The 17343-nt window shown below is 71.3% G+C and carries 17 protein-coding genes; 16 read left to right on the top strand and 1 reads right to left on the bottom strand.

What is annotated here, in order from left to right:
* The first annotated feature begins 20 nt into the window (after positions 1–20).
* On the top strand, positions 21–1238 hold the full coding sequence (hemW, locus tag SOM35_RS14130; RefSeq protein ID WP_253462732.1) for a radical SAM family heme chaperone HemW: 1218 nt from the start codon (positions 21–23) through the stop codon (positions 1236–1238).
* 43 nt (positions 1239–1281) lie between these two features.
* Here the strand turns inward: hemW and SOM35_RS14125 are convergent, their stop codons facing one another.
* Positions 1282–1776: a DUF4870 domain-containing protein gene (locus SOM35_RS14125; protein WP_320515898.1), complete on the bottom strand. Its 495-nt coding sequence runs from the start codon at positions 1774–1776 to the stop codon at positions 1282–1284.
* Between the two features lie 120 nt (positions 1777–1896).
* Between SOM35_RS14125 and hrcA the strand changes: the two genes are divergently transcribed.
* The 15 genes from hrcA (at position 1897) to SOM35_RS14050 (ending at position 17174) form a co-directional block, all read left to right on the top strand.
* Positions 1897–2919: a heat-inducible transcriptional repressor HrcA gene (gene hrcA, locus SOM35_RS14120; RefSeq protein ID WP_111076103.1), complete on the top strand. Its 1023-nt coding sequence runs from the start codon at positions 1897–1899 to the stop codon at positions 2917–2919.
* 50 nt (positions 2920–2969) lie between these two features.
* On the top strand, positions 2970–4082 hold the full coding sequence (gene dnaJ / locus SOM35_RS14115; protein WP_111076102.1) for a molecular chaperone DnaJ: 1113 nt from the start codon (positions 2970–2972) through the stop codon (positions 4080–4082).
* Positions 4082–4846: a 16S rRNA (uracil(1498)-N(3))-methyltransferase gene (locus SOM35_RS14110; RefSeq protein WP_320515897.1), complete on the top strand. Its 765-nt coding sequence runs from the start codon at positions 4082–4084 to the stop codon at positions 4844–4846. Before dnaJ ends, SOM35_RS14110 begins: the two co-directional genes overlap by 1 nt.
* Before the next feature lie 77 nt (positions 4847–4923).
* Positions 4924–5277 (top strand): histidine triad nucleotide-binding protein, encoded by a 354-nt coding sequence (locus SOM35_RS14105; RefSeq protein ID WP_111076100.1) that lies wholly within the window; start codon positions 4924–4926, stop codon positions 5275–5277.
* Complete coding sequence (locus SOM35_RS14100; protein ID WP_111076099.1) at positions 5267–6322, top strand: PhoH family protein; 1056 nt, start codon at positions 5267–5269, stop codon at positions 6320–6322. Before SOM35_RS14105 ends, SOM35_RS14100 begins: the two co-directional genes overlap by 11 nt.
* Positions 6319–6780 (top strand): rRNA maturation RNase YbeY, encoded by a 462-nt coding sequence (ybeY, locus tag SOM35_RS14095; protein WP_111076098.1) that lies wholly within the window; start codon positions 6319–6321, stop codon positions 6778–6780. Before SOM35_RS14100 ends, ybeY begins: the two co-directional genes overlap by 4 nt.
* Positions 6777–8108, top strand: a complete 1332-nt coding sequence (locus SOM35_RS14090; RefSeq protein ID WP_308202953.1) for a hemolysin family protein — start codon at positions 6777–6779, stop codon at positions 8106–8108. The genes ybeY and SOM35_RS14090 overlap by 4 nt, the downstream gene beginning before the upstream one ends.
* The gene (gene era, locus SOM35_RS14085; RefSeq protein ID WP_111076096.1) at positions 8105–9043 is read left to right on the top strand and encodes a GTPase Era; all 939 of its coding nucleotides are present in this window, start codon (positions 8105–8107) and stop codon (positions 9041–9043) included. Before SOM35_RS14090 ends, era begins: the two co-directional genes overlap by 4 nt.
* Before the next feature lie 56 nt (positions 9044–9099).
* A complete protein-coding gene (locus tag SOM35_RS14080; protein ID WP_320515896.1) occupies positions 9100–10311 on the top strand; it encodes a sensor histidine kinase in 1212 nt (403 codons plus the stop codon).
* Between the two features lie 40 nt (positions 10312–10351).
* The gene (locus tag SOM35_RS14075; RefSeq protein ID WP_290158321.1) at positions 10352–11044 is read left to right on the top strand and encodes a response regulator; all 693 of its coding nucleotides are present in this window, start codon (positions 10352–10354) and stop codon (positions 11042–11044) included.
* Positions 11045–11151: 107 nt separating this feature from the next.
* The gene (locus tag SOM35_RS14070; protein WP_320515895.1) at positions 11152–11901 is read left to right on the top strand and encodes an ABC transporter ATP-binding protein; all 750 of its coding nucleotides are present in this window, start codon (positions 11152–11154) and stop codon (positions 11899–11901) included.
* Positions 11898–13301, top strand: a complete 1404-nt coding sequence (locus tag SOM35_RS14065; protein ID WP_320515894.1) for an ABC transporter permease — start codon at positions 11898–11900, stop codon at positions 13299–13301. Before SOM35_RS14070 ends, SOM35_RS14065 begins: the two co-directional genes overlap by 4 nt.
* A gap of 304 nt (positions 13302–13605) precedes the next feature.
* Positions 13606–15375, top strand: a complete 1770-nt coding sequence (leuA, locus tag SOM35_RS14060) for a 2-isopropylmalate synthase (RefSeq protein ID WP_253462744.1) — start codon at positions 13606–13608, stop codon at positions 15373–15375.
* A 156-nt stretch (positions 15376–15531) separates the two neighbouring features.
* Entirely contained in the window at positions 15532–16377 is an 846-nt protein-coding gene (recO, locus tag SOM35_RS14055) for a DNA repair protein RecO (protein WP_204608116.1), read from the top strand.
* Positions 16374–17174, top strand: coding sequence for an isoprenyl transferase (locus tag SOM35_RS14050; protein ID WP_111076089.1), 801 nt, complete (start codon positions 16374–16376; stop codon positions 17172–17174). The genes recO and SOM35_RS14050 overlap by 4 nt, the downstream gene beginning before the upstream one ends.
* The last annotated feature ends 169 nt before the right edge of the window (positions 17175–17343 follow it).

The following is a 17343-nucleotide window of genomic DNA, read 5'->3' as shown; positions in this document are numbered from 1 at the left end:
GATGACGGACAATGGACTCCATGCCGAGTGCTCTCCCGATCGCCGATCCCGCTCCGTCGGACGGACTGGTCGCACCGGCACCCGGAGCGGGCGACGTCCCGTTCGGCGTCTACGTGCACGTGCCCTTCTGCCGGGTGCGCTGCGGCTACTGCGACTTCAACACGTACACGGCGTCCGAGCTGCGCGGGGTCCGGCGTGACGACTACGCCGGCCACGCCCTGCGGGAGATCGCGTTCGCCGACCAGGTGCTCGAGCGCTCCGGCGTCCCGCGCCGCCCCGTGTCGACGGTGTTCTTCGGCGGCGGCACCCCGACGATGCTGCCGGCGTCCGACCTGGCGATGGTCCTCCGCGCGATCGACGACACCTGGGGGATCCTGCCCGGGGCCGAGGTCACGACCGAGGCGAACCCGGACTCCGTCGACGCGGACTCGATCGCGACGCTGCAGCGTGCCGGTTTCACGCGGATGAGCTACGGCATGCAATCCGCGGTGCCGCACGTCCTCGCGACCCTCGACCGTACCCACGACCCCGAGCGGGTGCCGGTCGTGGTGGACCTGGCGAAGCAGCAGGGCCTCGACGTCAGCCTCGACCTCATCTACTCGACGCCGGGGGAGTCGCTCGACGACTGGCGCACCTCGCTCGACGCGGCGATAGCCTGCGCCCCGGACCACGTGTCCGCGTACTCGCTCATCGTCGAGGACGGCACCGCGATGGGCCGTGCCGTGTCCCGCGGTGAGCTGCCGGCTCCGGACGACGACCTGGCCGCCGACATGTACGAGCTCGCCGACCAGGTCCTCGGCGACGCCGGGTACGACTGGTACGAGGTCTCGAACTGGTCGCGCGGCCCCGAGCACGCCAGCCGGCACAACCTGTCCTACTGGAAGGGCCACGACTGGTGGGGCATCGGCCCGGGCGCGCACTCCGCCGTCGCCGGCACCCGCTGGTGGAACGTCAAGCACCCGGCCGCCTACGCGGGCAAGGTGCTGCAGGACGTGTCCCCGGCCGCCGGTCGCGAGACCCTGGACGACGAGACGCGCTACGTCGAACGGGTCCTGCTCGCCGCCCGCGTCCGCGGGGAGCTGCGGATCGACGAGCTCCGCCGGGAGGCCCGTGGTCGCGTCGCCGGCCTCATCGCACGTGGTCTCGTGGACGGCCGGGCGGCGCTCGGCGGGACGCTGGAGCTGACGCTGTCGGGCCGCCTGCTCGCCGACGCCGTGGTGCGGGACCTGCTCGACTGAGCGGACGGGGAGCGCTGCACGTGCTCCCCACTGCACGTGCTTCCTACCGCTTGATGAACTCGATCGAGAGCGGGTAGCGGTAGAACTGCCCCTGGTTCGCCGCGAGGGCGGCCAGGACGCCGAACACGATCGACACGATGCCGGTGGCCGCGATGACCAGGATCCCGATGCCGAGCACCGAGGTCAGGACGCCGGCGAAGTAGGCGATCGCCATCGTGATGTGGAAGTTCAGCGCCGCACGAGTGTGCTCGCGGACGAAGTTCCCGCGGTCGCGCAGGACGAAGTAGGCGATGACCGGCACCAGGACGTTGGAGAAGATCCCGCCGACGTGCGTCAGCGTCGCCCAGAGGCGCTGGTCCTCGGGGCTCATCGGCTGCGGGGGTCGGTAGCCGGACGGGTACTGGTCCCCGGGCTGCTGCCCGCCGCTGTACTGCCCACCGGGGTACTGGCCTCCCGGGTTCGACCCTCCCGGGTTCGACCCTCCCGGGTACTGCCCACCCGGGTACTGCCCGCCGCCGGGTCCGTGTCCGTCGCTCATGCCCGCAGCGTACCGAGACGCCCGTGGAGAAGTCCCGTCCCGTCGGCGGTCGGGCGTAGGATCAGCACTCGGCAGGTGAGAGTGCCAGCGGGTACGGATCGACACGAGCGGAGGGAACCGATGGTCAGCGAACGGAGCCTCGAGGTCCTCAAGGCCATCGTGCGCGACTACGTGGCCTCCCGCGAACCCGTCGGCTCGAAGACCATCGTCGAACGCCACGCGTTCGGGGTCAGCGCCGCGACGATCCGCAACGACATGGCCCAGCTCGAGGACGAGCAGCTCATCATCGCCCCGCACACCTCGTCCGGCCGGGTCCCCACCGACAAGGGCTACCGGGTGTTCGTCGACCACCTGGCCGCCGCGCGACCGCTCTCGGGGGCGCAGCGCCAGGCGATCGAGACCTTCCTCGGCGCCTCGAACGACCTCGACGACGTCCTCACCCGCACCGTCCGGCTGCTCAGTCAGCTGACGAACCAGGTCGCACTCGTGCAGTACCCGACGATGGGCCACGCACGGGTCCAGCACGTCGAACTCGTCCGGCTCGCCGACACCCGGTTGATGGTGGTCCTCATCACCGACACCGCCCGGGTCGAGCAGCGGGTCATCGAGACCGACGTCCCCTTCGACGAGTCCGCGCTCTCCGAGCTCCGCACCCTGGTCAACGGCGCGACCGTTGGCCTGCTGCTGCAGGACGCCCCGCGGGCCCTCCGCGAGATCCCCGGTCAGCTCCGGCCCGCGGTCCAGCCGCTCGCCGGCGTCGTGGTCGCGAGCCTGGTCGAACAGGTCGCCGCGAACCGGCAGGACCGCCTGCTGATGGCCGGTGCCGCGAACCTGGCGAAGAGCGAGCAGGACTTCTCCGGCGGGCTCTTCCCCGTGCTCGAGGCGATCGAGGAACAGGTCACCCTGCTCCGGTTGTTCGGCGAGATGCAGGTCGACGACATCGCGGTGGCGGCGAGCATCGGGCGTGAGAACGCCGAGTACGGTCTCGACGCCACGAGCATCGTCGCCGGCGGCTACCTGGCCGCCCGCGGTGAGATCGCCCGACTGGGCGTCCTCGGTCCGACCAGGATGGACTACGGCACGAACATGGCCGCCGTCCGTGCGGTCGCCCGCTACCTGTCCCGGCTGCTCGGCGAGAACTGACCGCCGGACACCCCTCCACCCCGTCCACCCACGCACCCCCTGAGGAACACTTGGCAGACCACTACGACGTCCTCGGCGTCCCGCGCGACGCCTCCGACGCCGACATCAAGAAGGCGTACCGGCGGCTCGCTCGCGAACTGCACCCGGACGTGAACCCGAGCCCCGACGCCGCCGAACGCTTCAAGGACGTCACGCACGCGTACGACGTCCTCAGCGACCCGGAACAGCGCCGTCGCTTCGACGCCGGCCCCCAGGACGGCGGGTTCGGCGCCGGTGCCGGCGGGTTCAGCGACATCTTCGACGCCTTCTTCGGCGGCGGGGGTGGCGGTGGCGGCCGGGGGACCGGTCCGCGCAGCCGTGCCGAGCGCGGTGGCGACGCCCTGCTCCGGCTCGAGGTCGACCTCGACGAGGTCGTCTTCGGCACGCACAAGGACCTCGAGGTCGACACCGCGGTGCTCTGCGACACGTGCGGCGGCTCCTGCTGCGCACCCGGCACGAGCCCGCAGACGTGTGACATCTGCGGTGGCTCCGGCCACATCCAGCGCCAGGTCCGCTCGCTGCTCGGCAACGTCGTGACGAGCGCCCCGTGCGGCACCTGCCGCGGTTACGGGACCGTCATCCCGAACCCGTGCCCGACCTGCCAGGGCCAGGGCCGCGTCCGTGCCCGTCGCACCGTGCCGGTCGACGTGCCCGCCGGCGTCGACTCGGGCCTCCGCCTGCAGATGCCCGGTCAGGGCGAGGTCGGTCCGGCCGGCGGTCCTGCCGGTGACCTGTACCTCGAGGTCCGGGTGCGCCACCACGACGTCTTCAGCCGTGACGGCGACGACCTGCTCGCCACGCTCGAGGTCCCGATGACCGACGCGATCCTCGGCGCCACGACGACGATCGACGGGCTCGACGGCCCGGTCGAGCTCGAACTCCGCCCCGGTGTGCAGAGCGCCGACGTCCTGGTCATCAAGGACCGCGGCGTCACGAAGCTCCGCGGCTCCGGTCGCGGTGACCTCAAGGTCGGTATCCAGGTCGTCACGCCCAGCAAGCTCTCGCACAAGGAGCGGCAGCTGGTCGAACAGCTCGCGAAGTCCCACAAGGCCGGTGCCCCCCAGCTGTCCCGCTTCCAGCAGGGCATGTTCGGCAAGCTCCGCGACCGGTTCTTCAACTTCTGATGGCTTCGCTCTACCTCGTCGACACCCTCGACGACGTGACGGTGGGCGGCCAGGTGTCGCTCGACGGCGCCGAGGGTCGTCACGCCGTCACGGTGTCGCGGGTCCGCGTCGGTGAGCAGCTCCGGCTCTCGGACGGTCGCGGCACAGTCGTCGCCGGCACGGTCGCGTCGGTCGGCAAGGACTCGCTCCTGCTGACCGTCGCGTCCGTCGGCGTCGAGCCGGTGCCGCGTCCGTCGCTGACCCTGGTGCAGGCGCTCGCCAAGGGCGGCCGTGACGAGATGGCGGTGCAGGCCGCGACCGAGATCGGTGTCGACCGGGTCGTTCCGTGGGCCGCGGCGCGCAGCGTCTCGCGCTGGGACGGCCCGAAGATCGAGAAGGGTCGCGCCCGGTGGGCGTCGATCGCGCAGGAGGCCGCGAAGCAGGCCGTCCGCGCGCGGGTCCCCGACGTCGTCGCCCCGGTGACGACGGCGCAGCTCGCCGGTGGGGCCGGAGCGGCAGCCGCGGACGACGGCCAGGAGGCCCGGCGCCAGTTGGTCCTGCTCGAACCGACCGCCTCGGTGCGGCTCGCCACCTGGGAGCCACCGACGGACGTCGACGAGATCGCCCTGGTGGTCGGACCCGAGGGCGGCATCGAGCCGTCCGAGCTCGAGCGGCTCGAGGCGGCCGGTGCGGTCCGGGTCCGACTCGGCGACACGGTGCTCCGGACCTCGACCGCGGGACCTGCGGCGCTGGCCGTCCTGCAAGCCCGACTCGGCCGCTGGTGAGCCGGTCCGGCGTGGATCGGAGCATCGGGGCGGACCGGGAAGGCGCGGCGTCGGTCGCGCGTTCTACGATGGTGCCCATGACCAGCACCGAGCCCAGCGTCTTCACGAAGATCGTCGCGCGCGAGATCCCGGCGACCATCGTCGCCGAGGACGACCGCGTCATCGCGTTCGAGGACATCGCCCCGAAGGCACCCGTCCACGTGCTGGTCGTGCCGAAGACCCAGGCGTACGCGAACGTCGGCGAGCTCGCAGCAGCCGACCCCGACCTGCTCGCGCACGTCGTCCAGACCGCCCAGCGCATCGCCGACGAGCGCGCCGGCGGACAGTTCCGACTCGTGTTCAACACCGGCGAAGCCGCCGGACAGACCGTGTTCCACGTGCACGCGCACGTACTCGCAGGAGACCTGCAGGAAGGCACCCTTGCCAGCTGACGAACCAGCCACCACCGAGCCGCAGTCGGCCTCGGAGCCCGTCTCGACCTCCGAACTCACCGTCGACGGCATCGCGATGGTGCAGTTGCTCGGACCGCAGGACCGCCTGCTGAAGACCGTCGAACGCCAGTACCCCGCGGTCCGGGTCCTGGTCCGCGGCAACCAGGTCACGCTGGCCGGACCGGAGCGCGACGTCACGCGTGCCCGGGCCCTGGTCGACGAACTCGTCGGCATGGTCCGCCGTGGGCAGGACATCGGCCAGTCGGACATCCCGACCTCGGCGCGCATCATCGACGAAGAGCGCAGCCCGTCGAACGTGTTCGGCACCCCGATCGTGTCCAGCCGGGGCAAGTCGGTGCGTCCGAAGACCGACGGCCAGCGTGCCTACGTCGACGCCATCGACGAGAACACCATCACGTTCGGCATCGGCCCGGCCGGTACCGGCAAGACGTACCTGGCGATGGCGAAGGCGGTGCAGGCCCTGCAGCGACGCGAGGTCTCGCGCATCATCCTGACCCGTCCCGCGGTCGAGGCTGGCGAGCGGCTCGGGTTCCTGCCCGGCACGCTGACCGACAAGATCGACCCGTACCTCCGCCCGCTGTACGACGCGCTCAACGAGATGATGGACCCCGAACTGGTCCCGAAGCTCCTGGCCGCCGGCACGGTCGAGGTCGCCCCGCTGGCGTACATGCGTGGCCGCACGCTCAACGACTCGTTCGTCGTGCTCGACGAGGCGCAGAACACCACCCCGGAACAGATGAAGATGTTCCTGACGCGTCTCGGCTTCGGCTCGAAGATGGTCATCACGGGCGACATCACCCAGGTCGACCTGCCGGGCAACGTCTCGGGTCTGCGCCTGGTGACGCGGATCCTGGACGAGGTCGACGACATCCACTTCGCCCGCCTCGGCAGCGAGGACGTCGTCCGCCACACCCTGGTCGGCCGGATCGTCGACGCGTACACCGTGTACGACGAGGAACGTCTCGTCGAGCAGGCCGCCAAACGCCCCCACCAGCAGGACGACCGCCGAGGAGGCACCCGGTGAGCATCGAGCTCAACAACGAGTCCGGTGTGACGGTGGACGAGGACGTCGTGCAGCGTCTCGCCGCCTTCGCGCTCGACGCCATGCACGTGCACGCCGACGCGGAGCTCGCGATCGTCTTCGTCGACGAGGGGGCGATGGAGCAGCTGCACATCCGGTGGATGGACGAGCCCGGCCCCACCGACGTGCTGAGCTTCCCGATGGACGAGCTCCGTCCGGGCACCGAGGACGAGCCGACGCCCGCCGGGTTGCTCGGTGACATCGTGGTCTGCCCGCAGGTCGCCGAGGAACAGGCGAAGACCGCCGGGCACTCGACGCTCGACGAGATCCTGCTGCTCACGTGCCACGGCATCCTGCACCTGCTCGGCTTCGACCACGCGGAGCCGGAGGAGAAGGCCGAGATGTTCGGTCTGCAGGGCGAGATCCTGACGGCCTTCGCCGCCCAGCGCCGGGGGCGGTGACCGCAGTGCTGCTCGTCGCCGGTCTGCTCGCGGTGGCGTTCCTGCTGGTCGTCCTCGGCGGCCTGCTCGCGGCCGCCGACTCCGCCCTGTCGGTCCTGTCGCGTGCCGACCTCGAGGAGATCGCCCGCGGCAGCAAGCGCCGTCGCGCGATCGAGGCCCTGGCGGACGACCCCGGCGCCCACGTCAACGCCCTGAACTTCTTCCGCGTCCTGGCCGAGACGGCAGCTGCGGTGCTCGTGACCATCGCCCTCGTGACGGTGTTCGACACGTGGTGGGTCGCCCTGATCGTGTCCGCGGCCGTGATGACCGCGGTGTCCTTCGTGCTCGTCGGGTCGAGCCCGCGCAGCGTCGGACGCGCCCACGCCGAGGGCATCATCGCCGCCACCGGGGGACTGGTCCGCGGTGTCCGCATCGTGCTCGGTCCGCTCGCGGGGCTGCTCGTCGCGATCGGTGACCGGGTCACGCCCGGACGCGTCCGCAGTGCCTCGAGCGTCTCGAGCGAAGAGCAGCTGCTCTCCCTGGTCGACGAGGCGACCGAGAGCAACGTGCTCGAGGCCGACGACCGCGAGCTCATCCACTCGGTCTTCGCGTTCAGCGACACCCTGGTGCGCGAGGTCATGGTGCCCCGCACCGACATGGTCACCGCGGACGCCGGTGACACCATCGCCGCCGTGATGGAGCAGTTCCTGGCCACCGGTGTCTCCCGGATGCCGGTGATCGGCCGTGACAGCGACGACGTCCTCGGTGTCGTGTACCTCCGCGACCTGGCCCGGGGGCTCTACGAGCGTCCCGAGGTCGGCACCCGCCCGGTGCGCACGATGCTCCGACCGGCGGAGTTCCTGCCGGAGTCGAAGCCCGCCGACGAGACCCTGCGTCACATGCAGCTGGCGAAGAACCACCTGGTGCTCGTGGTCGACGAGTACGGCGGGGTCGCGGGCCTCGTCACGATGGAGGACCTCATCGAGGAACTCGTCGGCGACATCTCGGACGAGTACGACCGCGCCGTGGTCGACCGAGCCGAGATCGAACCCGGTCGCTGGCGCGTCTCGGCCCGGCTGCCCATCGACGAGCTCGGCGACCTGTTCGGCATCGAGCTCGACGACGACGACGTCGACACCGCCGGTGGCCTGCTCACCAAGGAGCTCGGTCACCTGCCCTCCGCCGGGGACACCGTCACGGTCTCCGGGGTCCTGCTCATCGCGGACCGCGTCGAGGGCAAGCGACGCCACCTCATCACCGTGGTCGCCGAGCGGACCGCCGACCTGGCGTCCGCCGAGCAGGCCTTCGGCGACTCCGACCACTCCACGACGGGAACACGAACGCCATGACCGACTCCGGACCCGACACCGCCCCCGAGGCGACGACCCCCTACCGTGCGGGGTTCGTCTCCTTCGTCGGTCGCCCGAACGTCGGCAAGTCGACGCTGACGAACGCCCTGGTCGGCCAGAAGGTCGCGATCACCTCGTCGAAGCCGCAGACCACCCGACGCGCCATCCGCGGCATCGTGCACCGCCCGCACGGCCAGGTCATCGTCGTCGACACCCCCGGCGTGCACCGTCCGCGCACGCTCCTGGGCGAGCGCCTGAACGACCTCGTGCAGTCCACCCTCGGTGACGTCGACGTGATCGGCTTCTGCGTGCCGGCGAACGAGCCGATCGGGCCGGGCGACCGGTTCATCAACGACACGCTCGACCAGTACCCCCGGGCGAAGAAGATCGCGATCGTCACGAAGATCGACCGCTCGGGCAAGGAGAAGATCGCCGAGCAGCTGCTCGCGGTCTCGCGCCTCCGTGAGTGGGACGCGATCATCCCGACCTCGGGCACCGAGGGCCTGCAGCTCGAGGACCTGATCGACGAGGTCGTGTCGCTGCTGCCGGAGTCCCCGCAGCTCTACGACGACCTCGCCGTGACCGAGGAGACCGACGAAGAGCGGATCGGCGAACTCATCCGCGAAGCCGCACTCGAGGGCGTCCGTGACGAACTGCCGCACTCGCTCGCCGTCGTCATCGAGGACATGGTCGAGCCGGACGCCGACGACGACCCGAACGGACCGCTCCGTATCTTCGCGAACCTGTTCGTCGAGCGGGACAGCCAGAAGTCGATCGTCATCGGGCACAAGGGCGGCCGACTCAAGGACGTCGGTACCCGCGCCCGGGTCGAGATCGAGGGCCTGCTCGGTCGGCACGTCTACCTGAACATCCGCGTGAAGGTCGCCAAGGAGTGGCAGCGCGACCCGAAGCAGCTCGGCCGCCTGGGCTTCTGACCCGGGTCATCCCACGGTCGGACGCGCCGAGCGGCCGTGCGCCGTACCGTGGGGTGGTGTTCCGTCCCGTCCTCCGCACCCAGCTCGCCGTCGACATCGGTACGGCGCTGCTGCTCGGCGGCGTGGTCGCCGTCCTCTGGGCGCAGGGTGGCGAGGGTCCCTGGAGCCTCGTGACGACCGGTGTCCTCACCCTGGCCCTCGCACTCCGCCGGGTCGCTCCGGGGCTGGCCCTCGTGATCGCCTGGATCGGTGCCGTCCTGCAGATGGTGACGCTGCAGACCACCAACGTGGCCGACCTCTTCATCCCCGGTGTGCTCTACACCACGAGCGTCTACGGCACCCGACGCATCCGGATCGCCGGCCTCGTCTCCGCGATCGTCGGGGCAGTCGTCGCCGGTGTGTTCTACGGCTTCCAGATCTACGGCGTCCGGGGGATCGGCGGCGAAGAGACGCTGAAGGGCGCCGTCCAGTACGGCGCGATGTGGTTCGTCGTCGTCCTGGCCGTCCTGCTGCTGCCGTGGCTCGCCGGTCTGGCCGTCCGGGCCCGGCGGTCGGCGCGGATGAGCCGGGAGGCCCAACTGCTGGCCGAACGCGACGCCGCCCGGGCCGACCGGAACGTCGCGATCGAGCAGGAGCGGGTCCGCATCGCCCGGGACATGCACGACATCGTGGCGCACTCGCTGGCCGTCGTGATCGCCCAGGCCGACGGCGCACGCTACGCCCTCCGCGCCGACCCCGCGGTCGCAGACGAGGCGCTCGACACGATCGGCGCGACCGCCCGCCGTGCCCTCGGCGACGTCCGCGAGCTGCTCGGGGCACTCCGACACGAGCAGGGCACCGCGCCGACCCCCGACGTCGACGACATCGAGCGGCTGGTCGGGCAGATGCGTGACGTCGGACTCGAGGTGCAGGTGGAGCGCGAGGGTGACCCGTCGACGCTGCCGACCACCACGCAGCTCGCCGTCTACCGGATCGTGCAGGAGAGCCTGACGAACGCCTACAAGCACGGCGCTCCCGGCAGCACCGTCCGGGCACGCCTGACCTACCGGCCCGACACCGTCGAGATCGACGTCGTGAACCGCCGCGCCGAGGACGACCGGCCCGGCCCCGGCACCGGCCACGGCCTGGTCGGCATGCGGGAGCGTGCCACCATGTCCGGCGGGAGCATGACGGCCGGACCCCGGGGCGAGGACTTCGCGGTGGCGGTCCGGATGCCGGCGCAACCGTCGACGGGGCAGATGCCCCGCAACACGATCCCGACCCACTGATCCCGCACCACGATCCCGACCCACTGATGACGAGCAGGCGATGACCGACACGAGCACGAGCACCCCCGCAGCGGCACCCATCCGCGTCGCCCTGGTCGACGACCAGGCCCTGTTCCGCACCGGCATCCGGATGCTCATCGGGTCCCAGCCGGACCTGCAGTTCGTGGGGGAGGCCGGCGACGGCGCCGAGGGCATCGAACTGGTCCGCCGGAACCGTCCGGACGTCGTGCTCATGGACATCCGGATGCCGGTGAAGGACGGCATCAGTGCCACCGCCGACATCGTCTCGAGCGGGTCCGACGCCAAGGTGCTCGTCCTCACCACGTTCGACTTCGACGAGGCCGCCGCCAAGGCCATCCGTGCCGGAGCGAGCGGGTTCGTGCTCAAGGACGCCGACCCGGAGTTCCTGCTCGCGGCGATCCGCACCGTGCACGCCGGCACGACGGTGTTCGCCGCCTCGGCCACCCGCGAACTCCTCCGCCGCTACGAGGACCCGGCCGACCTGCGCTCGACGGTGCCCGCTGCCTTCGCCGGACTGACCCCGCGCGAGCGCGAGATCTTCGACCTGGCTGCCCGGGGGCTCAGCAACGCCGAGATCGCCGCCCACGAGTACGTCAGCGAGGCGACCGTGAAGACCCACATCTCGCGGGTCCTGACGAAGCTCGAGCTGCGCGACCGGGTACGGCTCGTCGTGTTCGCGCACGAGCACGGCCTCGTCACCAAGGGCGACTGACCCTCATCCGCTCGGCGGACCCCGACGCGGGATGCCCACCGCGGGGATGACGGACCGGAGCCGGACGGCGGACGCGGGACGGGCCTCCCGGACGCGATCGTGGAGTCATGACCAACCACGCTCCGATCATCCGTCTCGACCATGTCTCCAAGCACTACGGGGACGCCGCGCGCCGGGTGACGGCGCTGGACGAAGTCAGCGTCGACATCGGGATCGGCGAGTTCACCGCGGTGATGGGCCCCTCCGGTTCCGGCAAATCCACGCTCATGCACGTCGCCGCCGGCCTCGACCAGGTCACCGCTGGTCGCATCACGATCGACGGCACGGACATCACCGGGCTCGGCGACCGGGAGCTCACCGAACTCCGTCGCCGACGCCTCGGCTTCGTGTTCCAGTCGTTCAACCTCGTCCCGACGCTCGACGTCAGCGAGAACATCCGCCTGCCGTTCCTGCTCGGCGGGCACAAGCCGGACCGCGACGAGACCGCGTGGATCGACCGCCTGGTCGAGATGCTCGGGCTCGGCAACCGCCTGACCCACCGGCCGCACGAGCTCTCCGGCGGCCAGCAGCAGCGCGTCGCCATCGCCCGCGCCCTCGCTTCGCGTCCGGCCGTCGTCGTCGCGGACGAGCCGACCGGTGCCCTCGACTCGCGGACCGGGCGGGACGTGCTCGCGATCCTCCGCGGTGCCGTCGACGAGTGGGGTCAGAGCGTCGTCATGGTGACGCACGACCCGGTCGCCGCCGCGAACGCCGACCGGATCCTGTTCCTCGCCGACGGCCGCGTCGTCGACGACCGGCCCCGGATGGGCGCCGCCGAGATCTCCGCCACGATGCTCGGGATGGAGGCGGCAGCGTGACCGGCAGCATGAACGGCGTCCGGCAGTTCGCCCCGACCATCCTGGTCGCCGCCCTCGGCACCACCTTCGGCTCCGCGCTCGTCATCGCCCCGGGGATCGTCACCGAAGCGATGACCGCCACCGGCCTCGACGACATCAGCTCGGTCAAGGCCGTGCTGTCGGTGATCGGCTGGCTGGCCCTCGGCATCGCCCTGTACGTCGGGGCGATCGTCACCGCGAACACGTGCGCGACGCTCATCGCCGGGCAGACCCGCGTGATCGCGCTGCAGCGGCTCGTCGGCGCGACCGGTGCCTCGCTCCGTGCCCGGATCACCCGCATCGGACTCGTCGTCGGCCTGCTCGGTGGGCTCGTCGGCGCCGTCGTGGGCACCGGGCTCGCCGCGCTGTTCGTCGCCGTGCTCCGCGGCAACGGCTTCCTGCCCGACCGCTCCTACACGCTCCTGCCGTGGGAGCTCGTGCTGCCCGTGGTCGCCGTCGTCCTCGCCACCTGGGGAGCCTTCGCCGCCGGCTCCCGACGCGTGCTCACCGTCACCCCGCTGCAGGCGCTGTCCTCGAGCGTCGAGCCGAGCCACGAGGACGTCCGCACCGGCACCGCCCGGAAGGTCTGGGCGATCCTGCTCATGGCCGCGGGAACGCTGCTCGCCCTGGTCGGACTGGCCCTCAGCGCGGCGACGCCCCTGGCGGTCCTGCCCGCGGCACTCGGCGGCTTCGTCTCGTTCGCCGGGGTCGCGGTCGGCGCCACCATCGTGATGCCGCCGGTCCTGCAGGCGATCGGGCGGATCGGGTCCCACGACCCCGTGGTCCTGCTCGCCGGCCGGAACGCGATGCGCGCCCCGGCACGCACGGCCCGCGCCACCATCGGGCTCGTCATCGGCGTCACGCTGCTCGTCACCTTCGCCGTCGCGCTCGGGATCATGCAGCACGTCACCGAGTCCGCCCTGTCCGGGCAGAGCGGCATCACGCCCGCGATGCTCGCCGAGCAGCGCAGCTTCTTCGTGCAGCTCGATGCCGTGGTCAGCGTCATCGTCGGGTTCTCCGCCGTGATCGCCGCGGTCGGGGTCGTCAACGCCCTGGCCCTCGGCGTGCTGCAGCGTCGCCGGGAGCTCGGGCTGCTCCGTGTCCTCGGACTGACCGGGGCGCAGGTCCGGCGGATGATCGTCACCGAGGCCGTCCAGATGGTCGTCGCAGCCGTCGCGACCGGGCTCGTGCTCGGCACCGCGTACGGGTGGCTCGGCGGGCAGACACTCCTCGGCACGATCCGTGCCACCACGCCGGTGCTGCCGCCGACCACGATCGCGGTCGTGGTGGTCGGGGCGCTCGTCCTGGCGGTCGTCGCCACCGTGGCGCCGGTCCGGCGTGCGATGCGCGTACCGCCGACGGAGGCGCTGGCGGTCGACTGAGTGGCGACCGCCGGTGAGGTCGCCGTCACCGTGGGGGTGACGGCGACCGGGTCCGGTCGCCGCGGCCGTGGGGGTGGCGGCGGCCACCAGATGGGAGGCACGGTGCCAGCGGGTGCCGTGCCTCCCGTCCGTGACGTGGTCCGTCCGTCACACGGTGCACCGTTCGGGCGCTCCGGTGCTAGCGTGAACCCGATGTACTCGGCACTCCTCCTCCTTCGTCGCCGCGACGAGGCCTGACAACCGGCCCACCTCGTCGCGGAGTCCGTCGTGGCCGCACCGCAACCACACCGACGAAAGCGAACCGATGCAGAACGCGCAGCGCCCCTCCGGGATGCCGATCCACAAGTACGTCCCCTTCTCCGAGCAGATCACCGTCGACCTGCCCGACCGCACCTGGCCCACGAAGCAGATCGACCGTGCGCCCCGCTGGTGCGCCGTCGACCTGCGTGACGGCAACCAGGCACTCATCGACCCGATGGACGCCGAACGCAAGCGGGCCATGTTCGACCTGCTCGTCCGGATGGGCTACAAGGAGATCGAGGTCGGGTTCCCCAGTGCCTCGCAGACCGACTTCGACTTCGTCCGGTCGCTGATCGACGAGGGCGCGATCCCCGACGACGTCACGATCCAGGTCCTGACCCAGGCGCGCGAGCACCTCATCGACCGCACGTACGAGGCGATCGACGGCGCGAAGCAGGCCATCGTGCACCTCTACAACTCGACGAGCATCGTGCAGCGCGAGGTCGTGTTCCGCACCGACGTGCAGGGCGTCGTCGACATCGCCGTCGCCGGAGCGCACATGTGCAAGGCGGCCGAAGCACGGCTGCAGCACGACACGACCGTCTACTACGAGTACTCGCCGGAGTCCTACACGGGCACCGAGCTCGAGGTCGCGGTGCAGATCTGCAACGCCGTCCTCGAGGTCTTCGAGCCGACGCCCGAGCGCCAGGTCATCATCAACCTGCCCGCGACCGTCGAGATGGCGACCCCGAACGTCTACGCCGACTCGATCGAGTGGATGTCGCGCAACCTCGCCCACCGCCAGGACGTCATCCTGTCGCTGCACCCGCACAACGACCGGGGCACCGCCGTCGCCGCTGCCGAGCTCGGCTACATGGCCGGCGCCGACCGCATCGAGGGCTGCCTGTTCGGCAACGGCGAGCGGACCGGCAACGTCGACCTCGTCGCGCTGGGGATGAACCTGTTCACGCAGGGCATCGACCCGCAGATCGACTTCTCGGACATCGACCAGGTCAAGCGCACCGTCGAGTACTGCAACCAGCTGCCGGTGCCGGAGCGCCAGCCGTGGGCCGGAGACCTGGTCTACACGGCCTTCAGCGGCTCACACCAGGACGCCATCAAGAAGGGCCTCGAAGCGCTCGAGGCCCGCGCGGCCGCCGAGGGCGTCGGCGTCGACGACGTCGTCTGGGCGGTGCCGTACCTGCCGGTCGACCCGAAGGACATCGGCCGCTCGTACGAGGCCGTCATCCGTGTCAACTCGCAGTCCGGCAAGGGCGGCGTCGCGTACCTGCTGAAGACCGACCACGCGCTCGACCTGCCCCGCAAGCTGCAGATCGAGTTCAGCGGTGTCGTGCAGCAGCGCACCGACGCCGAGGGCGGCGAGTTCACCTCGGAGCGCATCTGGGACCTGTTCCACGACGAGTACCTGCCCGCCCACGTCGACGACGACAAGTGGGGCCGGTACGAGATCACGAAGACCGCCACCTCGAGCGACTTCGACGGCACCACCAAGCTGTCGGTCGCGATGCGCGTCGACGAGGGTGCGGTCACCGCCGAGGCCGTCGGCACCGGCCCGATCGACGCGTTCCTGTCCGTGATGGCAGACCAGGGCGTCTCGGTCACGCTGTACGACTACTCGGAGCACACGATGAGCGCCTCGGGTGACGCGCAGGCGGCGTCCTACGTCGAGCTCGACGTCGACGGCGTGCGGCTGTGGGGCGTCGGGATCGACGCCGACATCGCGACCGCGTCGCTCAAGGCGATCGTCTCCGCCGTCAACCGCGCGGTCCGCGCGGGCGCGGCCTCGGGTGCGCCGGAGCTCGTCTCCGCCTGACCCGCGTCCGTCCAGTGGCCGCGACCAGATCTGCGAAACACCGGTGTTCGTCTTTCGAACACCGGTATCGTGCGGTGTTCCCCACGAACACCGGTGTTCTGCAGGGGGCAGGGGGCAGGGGGCCGAGGTGTCGGCGGGGCGGGGGATACTTGAGGCATGCCGCTGTACCGGGACGAGTGCGTCGTGTTGCGCACCCACAAGCTCGGTGAGGCCGACCGCATCGTCACGATGCTCAGCCGGGAGCACGGCAAGATCCGCGCCGTCGCGAAGGGCGTGCGCCGGACCGCGTCGAAGTTCGGCTCGCGGCTCGAACCCTTCATGGTCGTCGACGCCCAGTTCTACGAGGGCCGCTCGCTCGACATCGTCACGCAGGCGGAGTCCCTCGGCGCGTACGGAGCCCGGATCGTCGCCGACTACGGCGCGTACACCGCGGCGAGTGCGATGGTCGAGACCGCCGACCGACTGAGCGAGGCGGACGCGGGGCTGCAGCAGTACCTGTTGCTCGTCGGAGCGCTGCGGTCGCTGTCGCGCGGGGAACACCAGCCGAGTGCGACCCTCGACTCGTACCTCCTCCGCGCGATGAGCATCGCCGGGTGGGCACCCTCGTTCAGCGACTGCGCGGTCACCGGGGAGCCCGGGCCGCACTCGGCGTTCGTCGTGCAGCTCGGTGGGGTCGTGGCGGACTCGGCCGCGCCTCCCGGCACACCACGGCTGGACCCGGCGACGCTCGCCGTCCTCGGACAGCTGCTCGCCGGGGACTGGGGGAGCGTCGACGTGACCGACGAGCGGACGAGATCGCGGGCCTCCGGCGTGGTCGCGGCGTACGCGCAGTGGCACCTGGAACGATCGCTCCGTTCGTTGCCGCACGTCGACCGCACCGAGCACCCGTCACCGCTCGCCCCGCACCCCGGTGGTGTGCCGGCGGCGGTCGCAGCGGTGCCGGCGCCTGCCGTGCCGACACCGGACGACCACGACCCCGCCCTCGGAGGAACCCGCGCATGAGCCCTCGCCGTCCCGCTGCCGAACCGGGCCCCTTCCTGCCGGTCGACTGGACCGGCGAGCAGCCCCCGGCGATCCCGAAACGCTTCGTGCCCGGCCACGTGGCGATCGTGATGGACGGCAACGGCCGGTGGGCGAACCAGCGCGGCCTCACCCGGATCGAGGGACACAAGGCGGGTGAGGCCTCGTTGCTCGACGTCGTCGCCGGTGCGATCCAGATCGGTGTCACGCACGTGTCCGCGTACGCGTTCTCGACCGAGAACTGGAAGCGCTCACCCGAAGAGGTCCGGTTCCTCATGGGCTTCAACCGTGACGTCATCCGCCGTCGCCGGGACCAGCTGCACGAGTGGGGTGTGCGGGTCCGTTGGGCCGGGCGCACCCCGAGGCTCTGGCGCAGTGTCATCGACGAGCTGCAGACCGCCGAGGAGATGACGGCCGGCAACGACGTCCTGACGCTGACGATGTGCGTCAACTACGGCGGCCGGAACGAGATCGCCGACGCGGTGCGCTCGATCGCGGACGACGTCGCCGCTGGACGCCTCAAGCCGAGCCAGGTGACCGAGAAGACCCTGGCGAAGCGGCTGTACGTGCCGGAGCTGCCGGACGTCGACCTGTTCCTCCGCAGTTCGGGGGAGCAGCGGACCAGCAACTTCCTGCTGTGGCAGTCGGCGTACGCCGAGATGGTGTTCCTCGACCGGCTCTGGCCCGACTTCCGACGCACCGACCTGTGGGGTGCGATCGAGGAGTACGCCAGCCGCGACCGTCGCTACGGCGGCGCGGTCGACACGCCGACGGCGTAGCGCGGCGGGCGGCTGCCCCGGCCGGCCACCCGCGCGGCCGAGGTTCGGCCCCGCGGACATGTTGCGCCGTTCGGAGGCCGCAATGTATCCGCTCAGCCGAGGCTCGGCGCGCGCCCGGGTGACGGCGGGCGCGGCTGGCCGCGCGGCGGCGCGGCCGGCGTGCGCCCGG

It is taken from the genome of Curtobacterium sp. CFBP9011, assembly GCF_034045095.1.
Classification (GTDB): Bacteria; Actinomycetota; Actinomycetes; order Actinomycetales; family Microbacteriaceae; genus Curtobacterium.
The sequence above is the reverse complement of the archived record's forward strand: the minus strand, read 5'-3'. Positions and strand labels throughout refer to the sequence as shown.

Excerpts from the sequence above, each read along its gene's own strand:
- hemW (WP_253462732.1), top strand. The coding sequence starts at position 21 with ATGCCGAGTGCTCTCCCGATCGCCGATCCCGCTCCGTCGGACGGACTG.
- SOM35_RS14125 (WP_320515898.1), bottom strand. The coding sequence starts at position 1,776 with ATGAGCGACGGACACGGACCCGGCGGCGGGCAGTACCCGGGTGGGCAG.
- hrcA (WP_111076103.1), top strand. The coding sequence starts at position 1,897 with ATGGTCAGCGAACGGAGCCTCGAGGTCCTCAAGGCCATCGTGCGCGAC.
- SOM35_RS14110 (WP_320515897.1), top strand. The coding sequence starts at position 4,082 with ATGGCTTCGCTCTACCTCGTCGACACCCTCGACGACGTGACGGTGGGC.
- SOM35_RS14105 (WP_111076100.1), top strand. The coding sequence starts at position 4,924 with ATGACCAGCACCGAGCCCAGCGTCTTCACGAAGATCGTCGCGCGCGAG.
- era (WP_111076096.1), top strand. The coding sequence starts at position 8,105 with ATGACCGACTCCGGACCCGACACCGCCCCCGAGGCGACGACCCCCTAC.
- SOM35_RS14075 (WP_290158321.1), top strand. The coding sequence starts at position 10,352 with ATGACCGACACGAGCACGAGCACCCCCGCAGCGGCACCCATCCGCGTC.
- SOM35_RS14070 (WP_320515895.1), top strand. The coding sequence starts at position 11,152 with ATGACCAACCACGCTCCGATCATCCGTCTCGACCATGTCTCCAAGCAC.
- leuA (WP_253462744.1), top strand. The coding sequence starts at position 13,606 with ATGCAGAACGCGCAGCGCCCCTCCGGGATGCCGATCCACAAGTACGTC.
- recO (WP_204608116.1), top strand. The coding sequence starts at position 15,532 with ATGCCGCTGTACCGGGACGAGTGCGTCGTGTTGCGCACCCACAAGCTC.
- SOM35_RS14050 (WP_111076089.1), top strand. The coding sequence starts at position 16,374 with ATGAGCCCTCGCCGTCCCGCTGCCGAACCGGGCCCCTTCCTGCCGGTC.